Genomic DNA, 18,282 nt, shown 5'->3' on the forward strand with positions numbered 1-18,282 from the left:
GACCCGCCCCGGCCCTGCGCCCATAGGCTATGCCCCATGAGCCTTCAGCTGGACCTGACCCTGCGACTAATCCGCCCTTGGGCGTGAAAGAGCGTGCCTGACGTGGGCGCGCACCGCGCCCAAGGGGTATCCTCGCATTTTGTCGCCATTGATCGGCCCTGTACCAGCGCCTGACTTTCCAGAGATAGCCAAATGACCATGCTCAAGGACCCTTCGGTCAAGTATCGCCCGTTTCCCCAGATCAACATCCCCGACCGTACCTGGCCGGGCAAGATCATCGACAAGGCCCCGCGCTGGCTCTCGACCGACCTGCGCGATGGCAACCAGTCGTTGATCGACCCGATGGGCGCGGAAAAGAAGAGCCGCTTCTTTGACCTGCTGCTCAAGGTCGGGTTGAAGGAGATCGAGGTCGGTTTCCCCAGCGCTGGCGCGACCGAATATGACTTCATCCGCGGGCTGGTCGATGGTGGCCGGGTGCCTGACGATGTGCTCATTCAGGTGCTGACGCAGGCGCGCGAGGATCTGATCAAGACCTCGTTCGAGTCGCTGGCGGGCGTCCATTCGGCGATCATCCACGTGTATAACGCGGTCTCGCCGCTGTGGCGCAATGTGGTGTTTGGCATGGAAAAGCCGCAGGTGCGCGGCATCGCCGAACACGCGGCCAAGCTGTTGCGCGACAATGCGGCGCGCTTCCCGCAGACCAAGTGGCAGTTTGAATACAGCCCGGAAACCTTCAGCACGGCCGAATTGGACTTTTCGATCGAGTGCTGTGAGGCGGTGATGAACATTCTCCAGCCCACGCCGGAGAACCCGATCATCCTGAACCTGCCCGCGACGGTCGAATGCGCGACGCCCAACGTCTATGCCGACCAGATCGAGTATTTCTGCCGCAACCTGCCCAACCGCGAAAGCGCGGTGATCAGCCTGCACACGCATAACGACCGGGGCACCGGTGTGGCAGCGGCCGAACTGGGCATGATGGCGGGCGCCGATCGTGTCGAGGGCTGCCTGTTCGGCAATGGCGAGCGCACCGGCAACTGCTGTCTGGTGACGGTGGCGATGAACCTCTACACGCAGGGCGTGGCACCGGGGCTGGACTTTTCGGACATCGACGAGGTGATCCAGACGGTTGAATATTGCAACCAACTGCCCGTCCACCCGCGCCACCCCTATGGCGGCGAACTGGTGTTCACGGCTTTTTCGGGAAGCCATCAGGACGCCATCAAAAAGGGCTTTGCCGCGCAGGAAACGCGCAATGACCCGCTCTGGGCGGTGCCCTATCTGCCGATCGATCCGGCCGATCTGGGCCGTTCGTATGAGGCGGTGATCCGCGTCAACTCGCAGTCGGGCAAGGGTGGCTTTGCCTGGGTGATCGAGCAGGATCAGGGCCTGAAGCTGCCCAAGAAGATGCAGGCGCATTTCAGCCGCCACGTGCAGGAACTGGCCGACGAGCTGGGCCGCGAATTGCAGGCTGGTGACATCTGGGACGTGTTCCAGCGCACCTATCGCATCAACGACCCGCAGCACCTGCAACTGGTCGATTACGAAGAAGCCAAGGCGGCCGATGGCACCCGCGTGTTTGCGGGCAAGATCGGCGTGGGCGGCAAGGAACAGTCGGTGTCGGGACGCGGCAACGGCCTGATTTCCTCGGTCGTCGCCACGCTCAAGGACAGCTTTGGCGTCGATCTGTCGGTCAAGGACTATGCCGAACACGCGCTGTCGGCCGGGTCTGACGCGCGGGCGGCGGCCTATGTCGAATGCGCGACGCCCGATGGGCAGACCGTGTGGGGCGTGGGCCTGGACGAGGACGTCGCCACCGCCAGCGTGCGCGCGGTGTTGAGCGCGGCGAACAACCTGCTCTCAAAGTGAGGTATGGGGCGACCGCCCCCCTCCACCGACAAGACAAAACGAAACCCCCGCCCGGCGCATGCCATGGCGGGGGTTTTGTCATTGCCAGCCTATTGGCGGCACAGCGCATAACCAGCGCAAGCGGTGACCTGCAAAGGTATGATCAGAAACGAAAGGCGGGCAGATCGGCGGCGCCATTCACAGCCTCGGACCACAGCCCGTCACTGACCACCGGACGGATCAGCGATGCCTCGTCCGGATTGGCGGCGAAACGGTCCGACCCGGCGCCCGGCGCCTCGGCAGCCGCCTCTTCCGTGGCGGGCCACAGGCTGTCGATCATCGCATCCACTTCGGAAAAATCGGCGTCACGGCCCAAAACATCGGCGCGGTTCAGCTGGAACGGCCGATTGCGCGGCCACAACAGCCGCCGCCGCAGCGCCCTTTGTAACAGCCCCAACCGCTCCAGCGCTTCCTGCAGAGCGATTTCCGGTGCCTTCAATCTCAGAATAGACCAGCGCTGCTCCACTTGCCCCACCCTTTCGATTACCATTTTATTATACCGTCTATGCGGACCTCTATGAAGTGGCAGACCGACGCGAACGGCGGAAGACTCCCTTGAGGGCAGCAGCAATCCATTTGTACGGAAGTCATCAAAGCCCACCCGCTCGCGTCCGATCAGATCGAACAACGGGCCAAAGCAGCGTTGCGACAGCAGTTGGCGTGGCAATAGGTGGTGGCGCTGCAACCCCGGGTCATAATCGGGGGCATCGCTGCGATTGACATCCCTGAACGACAGGGCTGCACGATGTTTACGGCGAACACTGGCCAAAGCGGCACCCAACACCATGCCGCCACTCCCCTGTCCGCGCCCCTCTGCCTGGTGCAGAGGGCGTTCTATGATCTGTTCTGCCATACCCGCACAAAGCGCCCTTCGGCAGATGGTTCTACTGTCAGGCGCTCCCCCTGTGGCCCTGTGAAATCCCGCATATTTTTAACCGGCCCCTCACCCACAAGGCTGTGGATAAGTCGAACGGCGATCTTGCCTGCGTGGGCAGGATCACCCGGAAAAAGTGGCCCGATTCGCAATTCCTGTCCAGTGAAAAAACTCATACCATTGGTTAAAATTATGCCACCCGGCTTTTGCTGCAACGCAGTCAAACCCAGCGCTGGAAAGGCCCCGCCTTCCAACCATTTGCCGCAAATGCGCGCAAAATAGGCGGGCTCCATCGCGGTCCCTGCGGGGCGCCAGATGGTGGCAATCACCCCCGGAAGACTTGCCAGCCCAACCCCCACCCGCAGCAGTGCGCGCACCACCGGCAACAGCGACTCGCCCCCCGACAGATGCGCGCCGGGCACCAGACTGATGGCCTCGCCCTCGGGCAGAGGCGCGCGCGGCGGCAGGGCAAAGGACTGGATGATCTCGGGCAACGGCGTGGCAGCAGCTGGCGCCAGCCCAACCAGATCAAAACTCAACCCGTGGCTCAACACCTCGCACCAGCCCTCGGCCAGCGGCGGGGTATGGACGAGCGAAAGCGACCGCGCGGCATCTTCGGATGTGGCCAGCCACGCCTGCACATCGGCCATCGAGGGCCGACACCCCGGCGCGAACAGGAGCGAAAGCACAGCCCGGTCGCGCGCATCGGCGTCCTTGTCGCGCTGCACGGCGGGCTGATCGGGCGGCGATGCCTCACCCTGCCCGGAAATGGCATCCGACACCGGGCTGGCCGGTGATGGTGGTGTTGAAACTGGATCCTTCGTCATGACAGCTGCCGCAACCCTGTAAAACCCTGCGCCCAGCCTCCCCAACGCCCGCTATGCCACCGTCGGGCGCGTGGCGTCGAGTCAAGCTTGGACAACTGTGCCGTTCTGGTACAATTTATGCGGAACATCCCCTATTCCACCGGACCACCATGCCGGTTGCCCGCCCGGCAAAAAGCGCCCCTTCGCCCTTTTCGTCGCGGGCGGCATCGGCTACGCCCCGCCTCATGTCTACCCCCGTCTCTCCATTACTGGGCCCGGCCCTGTCGATCTCGGACAAAAGCTGGCGCTGGCGCGGCGGCAATATGGACCACAGCGCGGGTGGGCTGGACGGTGGCCTGGACGATCTGGTGACGCAATTGCTGCTCTCACGCGGGGTGGCGCGCGAGGATCTGGAGCGGCAGCGCAACCCCACGCTGCGCGCGTTCCTGCCCGACCCTTCGGTGTTTCGCGACATGGACGCGGCCGCCGCGCGGCTGGCCGATGCCATCACCACGCGTGAGGCGATCACGGTTTATGGCGACTATGACGTTGATGGCGCGACCAGCGCGGCGCTGTTGATCCGGCTGATCCGCGATCTGGGCCATGACGCGGCTTATTACATCCCCGACCGCCTGCTGGAGGGCTATGGCCCCAGCGGCGAGGCGCTGGTGCGGCTGGGCCAGCAGGGGGCGCAACTGATTGTCACGGTCGATTGCGGCGCGATGGCGCACGAGGCCTTGGCGATGGCGGCCGAAGCGGGCGTGCAGGTGGTGGTGGTCGATCACCACAAATGCAGCGCCGATCTGCCGCGCGCGCTGGCGCTGGTCAATCCCAACCGTCTGGACGAAAGCGACGAGGGCGCGGCCCACGGCCATCTGGCGGCGGTGGGGATGGCGTTCCTGCTGGCGATCGCTGTGGTGCGGACGCTGCGTGGGCGCGGCTATTTCGCGGCGCGGCGGGAACCGGACCTGTTGGCGCTGCTGGATCTGGTGGCGCTGGGGACGGTGGCCGATGTCGCGGCGTTGCACGGACTGAACCGGGCGATGGTGGCGCAGGGGCTGAAGGTCATGGCCCGGCGCGAGAATATCGGCATGGCGGCGCTGATCGACGCCAGTCGGCTGGGCCGGGCACCCACCTGCACCGATCTGGGCTTTGCGCTGGGGCCGCGCGTCAACGCCGGAGGCCGCGTGGGCGAGGCGACGCTGGGCGTGCGCCTGCTGACCAGCACCGATCCCGATGAAGCGCGCCAGATCGCCGCCCAGCTTTCGCGCCTGAACGAGGAGCGCCGCGCGATCGAGATGGGCGTGCAGGATGCCGCCAACGCCCAGATCGAGGCACAGCACAACCGGGCCGTAGCCGTAGTGCATGGCACCGGCTGGCACCCCGGCGTGATCGGCATTGTCGCCGGGCGGCTGAAGGAAAAGACCGGCAAACCAACGCTGGTGATCGCCGTGGACGAGGACGGCGTGGGCAAGGGGTCTGGCCGCTCGATCGCGGGCGTCGATCTGGGCGCGGCGATCATTGCCGCGCGCGAGATGGGCCTGTTGGTGGCGGGCGGCGGGCATGCGATGGCGGCGGGGCTGACTATCGCGGCCGACCGCATCGCTGATTTTCACGCTTTTCTGGACGATCGGCTGGGCGGCGATGTCGCCCGCGCGCAGGCGGGGCAGTCGCTGGCGATGGATATGGCCATCGCGCCGCGCGGGTTGACCCCCGATCTGGTCACCACGCTGGACAGCGCGGGGCCATACGGCATGGGCTGGCCCGGCCCGCGCGTGGCGGTCGGCCCGGTGCGTGTGGTCAAGGCCGACATCGTGGGCAATGACCACCTGCGGCTGATCGTGCGGGGCGATGATGGCGCGCAATTCAAGGCGATGGCGTTCCGCGCGGGGGAAAGCGTGCTGGGCCAGACATTGCTGCACGGGTCGCAGGGGCGGCGGCTGTGGCTGGTCGGGCGCGCCCGAATCGATGACTGGGGCGCACGCCCCGCGGCAGAGCTGCATCTGGACGACGCGGGCTGGGCCGATTGACGCCCCCTGCCCGGCGCAAGTCGCGGAAATCGGCGGGTTATGATGAAAAATCAACATGTGCGGCAAAGAATGTGAAATCTGGGGTTGACCGGGGGGCGATCTGCTCATAGATGCGCGGCTCCCGGCGGCACACACCGCCACGGCCCCTTCGTCTAGCGGTCTAGGACGCGGCCCTTTCACGGCTGAAACACGGGTTCGATTCCCGTAGGGGTCACCATCGAGTGCCCGGTTCCCGACGGAACCGGGCCTCGCCCATACCGAAGGGTTTTCGGTCCTGTTGCCCGACCGGCCGCAGGGACATACCACCCTTATCCGGTGGAACCCGGCCCCTTCGTCTAGCGGCCTAGGACGCGGCCCTCTCACGGCTGAAACACGGGTTCGATTCCCGTAGGGGTCACCATTTCGGTCCGTTGGTCGGGGCCGCCCCGCTGGAGGTTCCAGCCCCACGGTTTGGGTTATAACCCCCTGTTCGGGTTACAAACGCGCCATTTTCCGATGGCTGACATATTGATGGCTTTGGCTCATCATGGCCCCTTCGTCTAGCGGTCTAGGACGCGGCCCTTTCACGGCTGAAACACGGGTTCGATTCCCGTAGGGGTCACCATCGGAACAGGCGCCCAGCGGCACAGCCCTCCACGCAACACCCTCCCGCGCGCCGTCATCGCATGGCATGGGCCGCCCGCCGGCTGCCCCGTATGCTGCATAAAAGAACCGTAAATTCGGGAATTTACTGCGCAATGAACCTAACTGACCCTGCCGCAAGGCTGGGAAGATTGGTATCAAGCCATATGGGATATAACCAAGCACCGCCAACCACACAGGTCCAATGGGCGCGGGTTGCGGAACGGGTACGCAATTTGAACAGGATCAACGGCCCCTTCCACCGCAAACTGCACGAGGAGTCCGCCCGTGACGAAGGCGGTGAACGGGTTCAAGGCGGCCGCCACGACACCACGGGCCACAGCGCGGACCTTGGCGCATGGGCGCAAGGCAGCCCGGCGCGCGTGGCCTTTGTCCTGCCCAGCCTGGCGCGGGGCGGCGCCGAAATCGCCACGCTGCATGTCGCGCGCGGCTTTGCCCGGCGGGGGGTGGCGGTTGATCTGGTGATCGTGGCCAATCTGGCCGAGGAAATCGCCCCGCCCGAAGGGGTGCGCCTGATCCGGCTGAACGCCCCCCGTTTGCTCAGCGCGATCGCGCCGCTGCGCCGCTATATCCGCAACGCCCGGCCGCAGGCGCTGTTTGCCGCCATTTGGCCACTGACGGTGGTGGCGGCGCTGGCTGTGGGGCTGGTGTCGCGGGCACGGCGCCCCCGCCTGATGCTGACCCATCACTCGGCGCTGCTGCCCACCTATGGGCGGAACTGGCGCTCGCGGATAAAGCTTTTTCTGACGACCCGACTGACCTATCGCTGGGCCGATTGGCTGGTGGGCGTGTCCTGCGGGGTGACGCGGGAAATCATCGCCATCTCCGGGCTTGCCCCGCAACGCGCGGTGACGGTGTTCAATCCGGTGCCCAAACCCGAAATGGCACCGGACACGCCTTGCGTCTGGCCGCCGCGCGCGGGGCCGCGCATCCTGACGGTGGGCAATCTGCGGGCGCCCAAAAACCAACGCTTGCTGATCGATGCCTTTGCGCTGCTGTCGGCCGATGCGGGGGCGACACTGGCGATTGTCGGTGAAGGGCCCGAACGCCCCGCGCTGGAGGCGCAGATCGCCACGGCGGGCCTGACCGGCCGGGTGCTGTTGCCTGGCAGCGCGGCAGAACCGGGGGCGTGGTTTCGCGATGCCGACCTGTTCGTTCTTTCCTCCGATATGGAGGGATTTGGCAATGTGCTGGTCGAGGCGATGCATTTTGGCCTGCCGGTGGTGGCCACCGATTGCCCCTATGGCCCGCATGAGGTGTTGCAGGAGGGGGCGCTGGGCCACTTGACGCCGGTGGGCGACGCGGCCGCGCTGGCCCGCGCCATGACCAGCGCGTTGGAGCACCCGGTCGACCGTGCCGCCCTGCGACAAAGAGCAGGGCAATTCGCCACCCCTGCGGCGGTGGCGGCCTATTGGGCGCTGGCCTGCGCCGATGTGACCGCCTGAACCGGCCGATATTGCGCTTGGGCCGGTGGTGATTGCGCTTGCGCCGTTGGTGATTGCGCTTGCTCTGCGGGCCATGGCGTGTGACATCTGTGTCATGACACAAATCTGTCATGCGCGTGGGCCATCCACACGACATGACCGAATACGACGCGCAAGGTAGCTCCGGCATGAGTGCCCGCACCCCTATTCCATGGCCGGGCATGGCGCTGGCGGCGATGACATTGACCATGCTGAACCAGACGGCGCTGCCAAAGCTGGTGCTGGTGCTGGTCGGGCTGTTCTGGCTGTTGTCGTTGTGGGTGGAATGGCTGCGCCCCCGCCCGGCGCCGCAAATGGTGGAACGCCCCACTCCCAACGCCCCCGAACAGGTGACCATCGGCGGCATCCGCGCCTCGATCGAGGCCATGGGCTTTCCGCTGGTGGTGATCGACCACAGTCGGGTGCTGGCGGCCAATCAGGCGGCGCGCGACACGTTTGGCCGGCACATCATCGGACAGGACGCGCGAATCGCGCTGCGCCATCCAGATGCTGTGCGCTTGCTGGACATGGCCGATGGGGAAAGCGTGACGATTCGCGGACTTACGGGCGCGGGCAGCCTGTGGCAGGTGACGCGGCGGCGGATCGACGCGGGCCATTGGGCCATCGAATTGCGCGACCGCACCGCCGAGGCCGACATCAGCCGCGCCCACACCGATTTCGTCGCCAACGCCAGCCACGAATTGCGCACCCCGCTGGCCTCGATCATCGGCTATATCGAAACGCTGGTCGACACGCCCGAAGGCATGGATCCGGCGATGCGACTGCGGTTCCTGAACATCGTGCTGTCGCAGGCACAGCGGATGCAGGCGCTGGTGGCGGACCTGATGTCGCTGTCACAATTGGAGGCGGAAAAGCATGACGCCCCGACCGAGCCGGTGGACATGAACGCCTTGGCGCAAATGGTAACGGCCAGTTTCGCCCCCCTGCCCGGCCAGCGCGAAAGCCGCGTATGCCTGACCTTGCCCGGCGATGGCGTGGCCCTGACGGTACAGGGCGACCCGCGTCAATTGGAGCAACTGTTGCGCAATCTGGTGGATAACGCATTGAAATACGGCCACCACGACACGCCCGTCCGCGTCATTCTGGACCACACCGGCGCCGATGGCCGCCGCCCGATGGCCGTGTTGCAAGTGATCGATCAGGGCGCAGGCATCGCGCCTGACCACCTGCCCCACCTGACGCGCCGCTTTTACCGCACCGATCCGGGCCGCAGCCAGTCGGCGGGCGGCACCGGGCTGGGCCTGGCCATCGTCAAACACATCGTCGAACGCCACCGCGGCCAATTGGACATCGCCAGCGAAGTGGGTGTTGGCACCTGCTTTACCATCCGCCTGCCCCTGACGGGCGCGCGGCTGAATGCGGTCTGATGACACCACCTGATCAGCATTGTCATATTGCTGTCATGGAAGCACGTCACAGCCCGAAACAGCATCAGGGCCGGTGCATGCGCCGCCCTTTGGGTCTATACCCGGCCCAACACTGACACGAACGACCGGCCCGATTGGCGGCACCCGCGCCTTTTGGGACAGCTATAAGGAATGCGGCATATGGTAGCGGAACATCTGGCCAAGGCTTTTGACCAAGACATCTCGCAGCTGCGCGGGCTGATCGCCGAAATGGGCGGTCTGGCCGAACTGGCAATCACCGAAGCGATGGAAGCACTGGTCAAGGGCGCGCAGCCGCTGGCCGATGGCGTGATCGCCCGTGACAAGAAGATCGACGCGCTGGAGGCCGAGGTCGACCAGCTGGTCGTGCGCATCATCGCCCTGCGCGCGCCGATGGCCGACGACCTGCGCGAGATCATCGCCAGCCTGAAAATCGCCGGCATTCTGGAACGCATCGGCGACTATGCCAAGAACATCGCCAAGCGCGCCGCCCGCATCGAGGGCCGCACCCAGTTCGAACCGCTGACGCTGTTGCCCGCCATGGCCGACATCGCCGCCAGCATGGTGCATGACGTGCTGAACGCCTATGGCGCGCGCGATGCCGATCTGGCCCGCGAAGTCATGGAACGCGACGCCAAGGTTGACGCCTTCTACGACAGCATCTTCCGCAACATGGTCTCGTTCATGGTGGAAAACCCCTCGACGATCACCTCAGCGGCCCATCTGCTGTTCGTCGCGCGCAATCTGGAGCGCATCGGCGACCATTCGACCAACATCGCCGAACAGGTCTATTTCGCGGCCACCGGCGGCCAGTTGGCCGACCGCACCGACCGCCCGGCCAACTGAGCCACCGGCCAAGCGCAGGAGCAAGCCGATGAACCCGCCACGCCTGCTGTTGGTGGAAGACGATCCGGCGCTGGCCGAATTGCTGGAGTTCCGTTTCCGCGCCGAGGGCTATGCCGTCAGCGTGACGGGCGATGGCGATGAGGCGCTGCTGCTGGCCGTCGAGGAGACGCCCGATCTGGTCGTGCTGGACTGGATGATCGAGGGCACCAGCGGCATCGAAGTGTGCCGCCGCCTGCGCCGGGACAAGGCGACGGCGCATGTGCCGATCGTCATGCTGACCGCGCGCGGCGCCGAGGATGACAAGATCCGCGGGCTGGAAACGGGCGCCGACGATTACCTGACCAAGCCGTTTTCCCCGCGTGAGCTGATCGCGCGGGTGGCGGCGATCATGCGCCGCATCCGCCCGGCGCTGGCGGGCGAAACGCTCAGCGTGGGCGACCTGTCGCTGGACGTCACGGCCCACCGCGCCACGCGGCGCGGGGCGACCCTGCATCTGGGGCCGACCGAATTCCGCCTGCTCAAATTCTTCATGGAGCATCCGGGCCGTGTGTTCAGCCGTGGCCAGTTGCTGGACGCGGTATGGGGTACGGACAGCGACATCGAATTGCGCACGGTGGACGTCCATATCCGCCGCCTGCGCAAGGGGATCGAGATCGACGGCGCGCCGGATCCGGTGCGCACCGTCCGCTCGGCCGGATACGCGCTCGAAGCGGTGTAAGATCCGCGCACCCACACGAAAAAGGGCGGCTCCCACATCGGGGGCCGCCCTTTTCCTTTGCGCATCAGCCGCGCGGCTGGATCAATCCAGCTCGATCCCGCCCGGCAGCGGCGCCACCGGCTGGGGCGGCGTATCGGCGTCATCCTCATGCACATCGACAATGCCGCGCCCGACGTAGGAATGGCTGCGGCTATAGGCGAAATAGATCACCAGCCCCAGCACCGCCCAGCCAACGAACAGCAGCAGCGTGTACACCGACAGGCTGAAGAACAGGTACAAACAGCCCAAAATCGAGAGCGGCGCGACGATCTGCACGGCGGGCGTGCGGAACGGGCGGTGGCGGGCAGGATCGCTCTTGCGCAGCGCCAGCACGGCGACCGACACACAGGCAAAGGCGAACAGCGTGCCCGAATTCGACACATCCGCCAGCATCCCCACCGGGAAGAACGCGGCAAACAGCGCCACGAACACGCCGGTGATCACCGTCACCACATGGGGCGTGTGATATTTGGGGTGCACCTTGCTCAAGGCTTCGGGCAGCAGGCCATCGCGGCTCATCACAAAGGCGATGCGCGTCTGGCCATACATCATCATCAGCACCACGCTGGGCAGCGCCATGATCGCGGCCAGGCCCACCAGATTGCCGATCTGCGCCCAGCCGATCTGACGCAACGTCCATGCCAGCGCTTCCTTGGAACAGACGACTGCCTGACCGTTGATGGCGGCGCAGGCATCGGTCAATGCCTTTGACCCCGGAGCCAGACCGTTGCCGGCGGCATCCATCACCGGCTGCGCCCCGACGCTGCCGATGACGCCCGCCGCCACCAACAGATAGAACACCGTGCAGATCGCCAGACTGCCGATCAGGCCGATCGGCATGTTGCGCTGCGGGTTCTTGGTCTCCTCGGCCGCGGTCGACACCGCGTCAAACCCGACATAGGCAAAGAAGATCGAGGCCGCCGCCGCCGAAATCCCGCCAAAGCCCAGCGGCGAGAACGGCACGAACTTTTCGCCATTCATCACCGGCACGGCCAGCAGGATGAACGCGGTCAGCGCGGTGATCTTGATCGCCACCAGCACGGCATTGACCGTCGCGCTTTCCTTGGTGCCCAGCACCAGCAGGCCCGTCACCGCCAGCGCGATCAGGCACGCGGGCAGATTGATGATGCCACCCGCCGTGGGCCCGTTGGCCAGCGCGGCCGGAATGACGATATTGGGCAGGAATGACGCATAATCATGCAGATGCGCCAACATGCCCACGAAATAGCCGGACCACCCGACCGACACCGCGCCTGCCGCGATGGCATATTCCAGCACCAAGGCCCAACCGACCATCCAGGCCAGAAGCTCGCCCATCACCGCATAGGAATAGGTGTAGGCCGAGCCTGACACCGGCACCATGCTGGCCATTTCGGCATAGCACAAAGCCGCCACCGCACAGACCACACCGGCAATGATGAAGCTGATCATCATCCCCGGCCCGGCCTTTTGCGCGGCCTCGGCGGTCAGAACGAAAATACCGGTGCCAATCACCGCCCCCACGCCCAGCAGCGTGAGTTGCATGGCCCCCAGCGAGCGGTGCAAGGATTTCTTTTCCGCGGTTGCCAGAATGGCATCCAACGGTTTGACCCGACCGAACATGCAGTTCCCCCGAACGCAACAAAATAACAAGCCGCCCACGCTAGCGCCGCCGCCGCCTTTCGCAAGCGCCTATTTGTCCCAGCGCCCCGCCGATACGTGATTTTGCGGCTGCCCCTGCCCGCCCCGGCCCGGCCCCCGCCCTATCCAAAGCGCGCTTTCGCAAACGCCGCAGGGTCGCTAGAACGGGCGCCATGTCCACGACCTTTCAGCTCGACACGGCGACATCGCGCGCCAACCCCACCCCGGCCCCGCTCAAGCGGCTGACGATCCCGGCCATCCAGCGGCGCAAGGCTGATGGCCACACCGCACAGCCGATCGTCATGCTGACGGCCTATACCGCGCGGCAGGCGCAATTGCTGGATGAACATTGCGACATTCTGCTGGTGGGCGATTCGCTGGGTCAGGTGATCTATGGCCTGCCCAGTTCGGTGCCCGTCACGCTGGAGATGATGGCCGCCCATGGCGCGGCGGTGGTGCGCGGATCCTATCATGCGGTGGTGGTGGTCGACATGCCATTCGGCACCTATGAGGCCAGCCCGCAGCAGGCGTTCGAAAGCGCCGCCCGCCTGTTGAAGGAAACGGGCTGTGCCGGGGTCAAGCTGGAAGGCGGCGCGGCAATGGCCGAAACGGTGGCTTTTCTGGTGGCGCGCGGCATTCCGGTGATGGGCCATGTGGGTCTGACGCCACAGGCGGTCAACGTTCTGGGCGGCTATGGCGCGCGCGGCCGTTCCGACGCCGAGGCGCAAAAGATCATCGCTGACGCCAAGGCGCTGGAGGCGGCGGGCGCCTTTGCCATCGTGGTCGAAGGCGTGATCGAACCAATCGCCATTGCGGTGACGCAGGCGGTCACCTGCCCGGTGATCGGCATCGGCGGCAGCGCCCAATGCGATGGTCAGGTGCTGGTGACCGAAGACATGCTGGGCATGTTCGAGCGTGTCCCCCGCTTTGTGAAGCGCTATGAGGATCTGGGCGGTGTCATCTCTGGCGCTGTGGCGCGTTATGCGGCAGAGGTGCGCGAACGCAGCTTTCCGGGGCCGGAACAGACCTATCAGCCCAAGTAAGCGCCCCCACACTTTCCGGAGAACTTCCCTTGCCCGGTACTTTGATGCGATATTTTCGCGGATCTTTCATCTTTACCGCCATCTGTTTTGTCCTGGGCGCCATGTACGCCTGGAACGAAGCGCATTCATGGGCCGCGATGGGCGGCATCTTGTGGATCATCACCGTGCTGGCGGTGCTGGAAATCTCGCTGTCTTTCGACAACGCTGTGGTCAATGCCAAGGTGTTGCAGGACATGGACGATGTCTGGCGCAAGCGGTTCCTGACATGGGGCATGGTGTTTGCGGTGTTTGGCACGCGAGTGCTGTTCCCGCTGTTGATCGTGGGCTTTACTGCGGGACTTGGGCCCATCGAGGCGGTGCAGTTGTCGCTGTCCAATCCCAAGGAATATGAGCGCATCGTCAGCGCCGCCCATATTGCCATCGCCGGTTTTGGCGGGGCGTTTCTGGCGATGGTCGGCTTTGGCTTTTTCATCGACGAGGACAAGGACGTCCACTGGCTGGGCTGGATCGAGCGCCCGATGAAGCTGATCGGCATGATCAAGGCGGGCGAAATTGCCATCCTGTTGCTGATCCTGATCGGCATCGGCCATTACCTGCCGGACGCCGAAGCCAAGGAACTGCTGATTTCCGGCATTTTCGGCATCATCACCTTTGTCGTGGTGGAAAGCATCGGTTCGATCATGGAGGCGCGCGAGGAAGCCCGCGCTGCCGCCGGGGTGGTGGTGAAATCGGGGCTGGCCGGGTTCCTCTACCTCAACGTGCTGGATGCCTCGTTCAGTCTGGACGGGGTGATCGGGGCCTTTGCCCTGTCGAACAACATGGTGGTGATCGCGCTGGGCCTGTCGGTGGGCGCGATCTATGTGCGGTCGATGACCATCCTGCTGGTCGAAAAGGGTACGCTCAGCCAGTTCCTGTATATGGAGCACGGAGCGTTCTGGGCGATTCTGGCGCTGGCCGGGATCATGCTGGCGTCTGCTCTGGTGCATATCCCCGAAACGGTCACCGGGTTGATCGGCGCGGGGCTGATTGCGGCGGCGATCTGGTGGTCGGTGCGCCATGGCGAAGAACTGACCGACTGACAGATTGGCAAAGCAAACCACGGACACGGCGCAAGAATTTGAACGCGCCGTGTCTTTGCCCTGTCGCAATGTACCACTTGGTTCGTCAGAGTGTGGATTTTACGCCACGCTGGTCAACTTCTTTTCGGCTTTCCGACAGACGGATTGCCAGCCTTACAGCTTTGTGACAGAAGCGGCCCCGGAAGAACTAGGGAGGGGAGAGGGCAGTTTTCGGACCGCCCTTTTTTCGGGGATTTGCCCGCATAGTGGCATACCCAAAGCAAAAGGGGCGCACCGCCAGCTCGGCAGTGCGCCCCTTTTTCTATGCCGCGCGCAACGGGTCAGTTTTGCAGATCGTATTGCTTCAACAGATCATACAGCGTCGGGCGGCTGATCCCCAGCAGCTTGGCAGTACTGGAGATATTGCCCTCGCTGCGGGCCAGCGCGTGGCGGATGACGCGGCGGTCGGCCAGTTCGCGCGCGGCCTTGAGGTTCAATGGGATGTTGGCCTCCTCCCGCGCCGGGCCAAGGTCGAGGTCGGCAGCCGAGACCAGTTTGCCATCGGCCATGATGACGGCGCGTTTGACGCGGTTTTCCAGCTCGCGCACGTTGCCGGGCCAGTTCCACCCGTCAATCGCCGCCAGCGCATCCCCGGCAAAGCCCTTGACCTGCGGGTTCATCTCCTTGGCAAAACGGGCCAGAAACGCCTTGGCCAACAGCGTCGCGTCACCGGGGCGTTCCGACAGCGCCGGGATCTTGACCACGATTTCGGCCAGCCGATACCACAGATCCTCGCGGAAACGGCCATCGGCGATCATCGCCTCCAGGTTCTGATGCGTGGCGCACACGATGCGGGTGTCGACCGCGATGGGCTTGCGCCCGCCGATCCGCTCGATCACGCGCTCTTGCAGGAAACGCAGCAATTTGACCTGAAGTGGCAAGGGAATGTCGCCCACTTCGTCCAGAAACAGCGTGCCGCCATTGGCCTGCTCGATCTTGCCCTCGGTGGTCTTGACCGCGCCGGTGAACGCGCCCTTTTCATGGCCGAACAGCTCGCTTTCCAGCAGGTTTTCAGGGATCGCAGCGCAATTGATCGCCACGAACGCCCCGTCACGCCGATCGCTGGCCTCGTGCAATCCGCGCGCCAGCAATTCCTTGCCGGTGCCGCTGGCCCCCAACAGCATGACCGAAACATTGGTGTTGGCCACGCGCTCGATCGTGCGGGCCACGCGAAGCATTTCGGGCGCGCCGGTGATGATCCGGCCCAGCACACGCTGATCCGCCCCAACGCGGGCCGACAGGTTGCGGTTCTCCGCCTCGATCTGGTGCAGGCGCCAGGCGCGGCGCACGATCAGCGCCATCTCGTCAATATCCACCGGCTTTTGGTAGAAATCATAGGCGCCCCGGTCGATTGCCGTCAGCGCGCTTTCACGCGCACCATGGCCGGAGGCGACGATCACCTTGGTGTCAGGCTTGATCGCCATGATCTCCTCCAGCACGGCAAAGCCCTCGGTCACGCCATCAGGATCGGGCGGCAGGCCCAGATCCAGCGTCACCACAGCGGGCTCTTCGGCGCGCAGGGCGGCAATCGCGCTGGCGCGGTCGCCCACCACGATCACGTCGAAATCATCATAGGCCCATTTCAGCTGAGCCTGCAGACCGGGATCGTCCTCGACGACCAGCAATTTGGGTCTGTCACCAGCCATCATGCCACCTTTTGACCATTATCCAGAGTTGTCAGAACATTGCGTGCCGATTGCAACGGCAGGCGGATGATAAAGCGGGTGCCCAGCCCCTCGCGGCTTTCCACATCCAGCCGCCCATGCATGGCGCGCACCAGTTCGCGCGCCTCATAGGCGCCGATGCCAAACCCGCCCGCCTTGGTCGAGACAAAGGGTTTGAACAGGCGGGTGCGGATGAAGTCGGGCGACATGCCGTGCCCCGAATCGACAATCTCGATCCGGCACCACGGATCATCATTCGCGATATGCACGAACACCGGGGCGTCAGGGGTGCTGGCATCAATGCTGTTCTGCACCAGATGCTGGATCACCTGCTCGATCGCGTGGCGCTGCCCCGCCACGGTGCAAGGGTCGCGCTCGATCACCTGCACATTGTGGCGCGCCTGAAACGCGGCGGTCAGTTCGCGGGCGATCGCGCCCAGCTCTACCGGCTCCACCCTGTCCACGCCCCCGCCATAGCGCGACAGACGCGCGACCAGATGGTTCAGCTTGTCCGCCGAATTGCGCAACGTCACCAGCATGTCGGCGCGGAACGCCGGGTTTTCGGCGTGGCGCTCGGCATTGCGGGCCAACAGGGCGAACTGGCTGGCCAAATTCTTGATGTCATGCATGACAAAGGCGATGCGGCGATGGAAATCGTCAAACCGGCTGGCCTCGACCAGCGCCACCTGGCTGGCGTTTTCAGCCAGATAGGTCGCCACCTGTTGCCCCGCCACGCGCAACAGGTCAAAGTCTTCCCAGTCCAGCTTGCGCGAATGTTCCGGCCGGGCCAGCACCACCGCGCCCTGCACGCGCTCGTTGTGGATCAGCGGGATCACCACCCATGCCCGCGCTTCCTCGCGCAACCATTGCGGCAGGCCGATGCCCGCCGTGCCCGGCGCCGCGTGGCCCGCGCGCAGCTCGTCCAGTTCAACGATGAAATCACCCCGGCTGATCGACACCATCTGCCCGGCGGCAATGGCACAGGCGGGCACCTCGATCGTCAGCCATTGCCAGCGCGCGGCCAGCACAAAATCGCCATGCTCGTCGGGCATCAGCAACAGGCCGGCAGGCGAATCGGTGATATCGGCCAACGCCCGCACCGCGCGTTCATGCAGCGGGGCGGCTTCCTTGCTGCGGCCACCAATCGTTTCGGTAAAGCGCAGCCATTCGGCGCGATAGTCATAGCGGTGCTGGAACAGGTGTTTGGTCACCGTCACCCGCAGCCAGCCGCGCATCCGCCGCGAGGGCAGCGTCAGCGCCGCCACCACCGTTGCGCCAATGACAAACGACAATTGCAACCAACGGGCATAATCGCCCCCGGCATAGGACAGCCAATTGGCCACCGCCACCATCCCCGCCAGATAGCCGCCGATCATCAGCAGGCTGAACGACTGGAATGTGACCGAACGCGAAGGCGACAGGCGCAGCGTCTCGCGGCCCTTGACGCTGCCCAGCGCCAGAATGATGGCAAAGGCGACATCGACCACGCCATGCACCGCAGCCAATTGGCGCGGCCATTCGTGCGACAGATAGGCCACCGTATAGAGGTTCAGTTCGAACACCCACACCAGCCCCAGCGCCATCGCCGGCCAGCGCAGCATCGCGCGCCCTTCGCGGCTGGCGCTGGCATACAGGTTGTGGACCAGCACCAGTGAGCCAATCACCCCCAGCAGCGCCAGCATCAGGTTCATGCGATAGAGCGCCTCGGCGTTCAGCATGGCGGGCGCGATGCGGCTGACCACCAATTGCACGGCTGGCACCAGAATATCGACCAGCGCCAACGCGGCCACCACCGGTCCCACCTGCGCCACGCGGGTATGGCGCCCGTCGCTGGCGAACATGCGGTACACCGCCCACAGATAGGTCAGGTTGCGCAGGCCCATCGCGCCCTGCCCGGCCAGGCTCAACTGGCCCTTGACCGTCACCACCAGGCACCACACGGCCGTCATGGCCAACGAGGCGACAATCGCCAGACCCGCGCCGCTATAGCGCCCGCGCTGGCTCCAGATCGAGGCCGCCACGGCCGTTGCCGCACAAGCCCCGGCGACATGGCTGGCATTGCCAACCCACGCCCACCAGGCGTCCGCCAAGGTCATGCCCGCCCC

At 65.0% G+C, this 18,282-nt stretch carries 13 protein-coding genes and 3 tRNA genes; 11 read left to right on the forward strand and 5 right to left on the reverse strand.

Annotated features, from left to right (window positions below):
- The first annotated feature begins 192 nt into the window (after window positions 1-192).
- Window positions 193-1,869: a 2-isopropylmalate synthase gene (leuA, locus tag GTZ99_RS07300; RefSeq protein WP_161717583.1), complete on the forward strand. Its 1,677-nt coding sequence runs from the start codon at window positions 193-195 to the stop codon at window positions 1,867-1,869.
- 142 nt (window positions 1,870-2,011) lie between these two features.
- Here the strand turns inward: leuA and GTZ99_RS07305 are convergent, their stop codons facing one another.
- Both GTZ99_RS07305 and GTZ99_RS07310 read right to left on the reverse strand, forming a co-directional pair.
- The gene (locus GTZ99_RS07305) at window positions 2,012-2,761 is read right to left on the reverse strand and encodes an AHH domain-containing protein (protein WP_227711151.1); all 750 of its coding nucleotides are present in this window, start codon (window positions 2,759-2,761) and stop codon (window positions 2,012-2,014) included.
- A complete protein-coding gene (locus tag GTZ99_RS07310) occupies window positions 2,743-3,609 on the reverse strand; it encodes a hypothetical protein (protein WP_161717584.1) in 867 nt (288 codons plus the stop codon). Before GTZ99_RS07310 ends, GTZ99_RS07305 begins: the two co-directional genes overlap by 19 nt.
- Window positions 3,610-3,833: 224 nt before the next feature.
- Here GTZ99_RS07310 and recJ point away from each other — a divergent pair, with 224 nt between their 5' ends.
- The 8 genes from recJ to phoB all read left to right on the forward strand — a co-directional run bounded on the left by recJ (window position 3,834) and on the right by phoB (window position 10,693).
- Window positions 3,834-5,618 carry a single-stranded-DNA-specific exonuclease RecJ gene (gene recJ / locus GTZ99_RS07315; protein ID WP_161717585.1) on the forward strand — a complete coding sequence of 595 codons (1,785 nt, stop codon included), beginning with the start codon at window positions 3,834-3,836 and terminating at the stop codon, window positions 5,616-5,618.
- 141 nt (window positions 5,619-5,759) lie between these two features.
- Window positions 5,760-5,835: transfer RNA gene (locus GTZ99_RS07320), tRNA-Glu, on the forward strand.
- A gap of 107 nt (window positions 5,836-5,942) precedes the next feature.
- Window positions 5,943-6,018: transfer RNA gene (locus GTZ99_RS07325), tRNA-Glu, on the forward strand.
- Window positions 6,019-6,146: 128 nt separating this feature from the next.
- Window positions 6,147-6,222: transfer RNA gene (locus tag GTZ99_RS07330), tRNA-Glu, on the forward strand.
- A gap of 253 nt (window positions 6,223-6,475) precedes the next feature.
- Window positions 6,476-7,705 carry a glycosyltransferase gene (locus GTZ99_RS07335; protein WP_161717586.1) on the forward strand — a complete coding sequence of 410 codons (1,230 nt, stop codon included), beginning with the start codon at window positions 6,476-6,478 and terminating at the stop codon, window positions 7,703-7,705.
- 167 nt (window positions 7,706-7,872) lie between these two features.
- The gene (locus tag GTZ99_RS07340; protein ID WP_161717587.1) at window positions 7,873-9,111 is read left to right on the forward strand and encodes a sensor histidine kinase; all 1,239 of its coding nucleotides are present in this window, start codon (window positions 7,873-7,875) and stop codon (window positions 9,109-9,111) included.
- 180 nt (window positions 9,112-9,291) lie between these two features.
- Window positions 9,292-9,975: a phosphate signaling complex protein PhoU gene (phoU, locus tag GTZ99_RS07345; protein WP_161717588.1), complete on the forward strand. Its 684-nt coding sequence runs from the start codon at window positions 9,292-9,294 to the stop codon at window positions 9,973-9,975.
- Window positions 9,976-10,003: 28 nt separating this feature from the next.
- Entirely contained in the window at window positions 10,004-10,693 is a 690-nt protein-coding gene (phoB, locus tag GTZ99_RS07350; RefSeq protein WP_161717589.1) for a phosphate regulon transcriptional regulator PhoB, read from the forward strand.
- An 81-nt stretch (window positions 10,694-10,774) separates the two neighbouring features.
- Here phoB and GTZ99_RS07355 read toward each other — a convergent pair whose 3' ends face one another.
- Window positions 10,775-12,334, reverse strand: a complete 1,560-nt coding sequence (locus tag GTZ99_RS07355) for an amino acid permease (protein WP_161717590.1) — start codon at window positions 12,332-12,334, stop codon at window positions 10,775-10,777.
- Between the two features lie 191 nt (window positions 12,335-12,525).
- Between GTZ99_RS07355 and panB the strand changes: the two genes are divergently transcribed.
- Together panB and GTZ99_RS07365 are read left to right on the forward strand one after the other, a co-directional pair.
- Window positions 12,526-13,395, forward strand: a complete 870-nt coding sequence (gene panB, locus GTZ99_RS07360; RefSeq protein WP_161717591.1) for a 3-methyl-2-oxobutanoate hydroxymethyltransferase — start codon at window positions 12,526-12,528, stop codon at window positions 13,393-13,395.
- 44 nt (window positions 13,396-13,439) lie between these two features.
- The gene (locus tag GTZ99_RS07365) at window positions 13,440-14,474 is read left to right on the forward strand and encodes a DUF475 domain-containing protein (RefSeq protein WP_161717592.1); all 1,035 of its coding nucleotides are present in this window, start codon (window positions 13,440-13,442) and stop codon (window positions 14,472-14,474) included.
- Window positions 14,475-14,794: 320 nt separating this feature from the next.
- On the opposite strand, the gene prsR is transcribed toward GTZ99_RS07365, so the two are convergent.
- Both prsR and prsK read right to left on the reverse strand, forming a co-directional pair.
- Window positions 14,795-16,159, reverse strand: a complete 1,365-nt coding sequence (gene prsR / locus GTZ99_RS07370; RefSeq protein ID WP_161717593.1) for a PEP-CTERM-box response regulator transcription factor — start codon at window positions 16,157-16,159, stop codon at window positions 14,795-14,797.
- The gene (gene prsK / locus GTZ99_RS07375; RefSeq protein WP_161717594.1) at window positions 16,159-18,273 is read right to left on the reverse strand and encodes an XrtA/PEP-CTERM system histidine kinase PrsK; all 2,115 of its coding nucleotides are present in this window, start codon (window positions 18,271-18,273) and stop codon (window positions 16,159-16,161) included. The genes prsR and prsK overlap by 1 nt, the downstream gene beginning before the upstream one ends.
- Window positions 18,274-18,282 lie beyond the last annotated feature (9 nt).

This window comes from Novosphingobium ovatum, from assembly GCF_009909235.1.
GTDB lineage: Bacteria > Pseudomonadota > Alphaproteobacteria > Sphingomonadales > Sphingomonadaceae > Novosphingobium > Novosphingobium ovatum.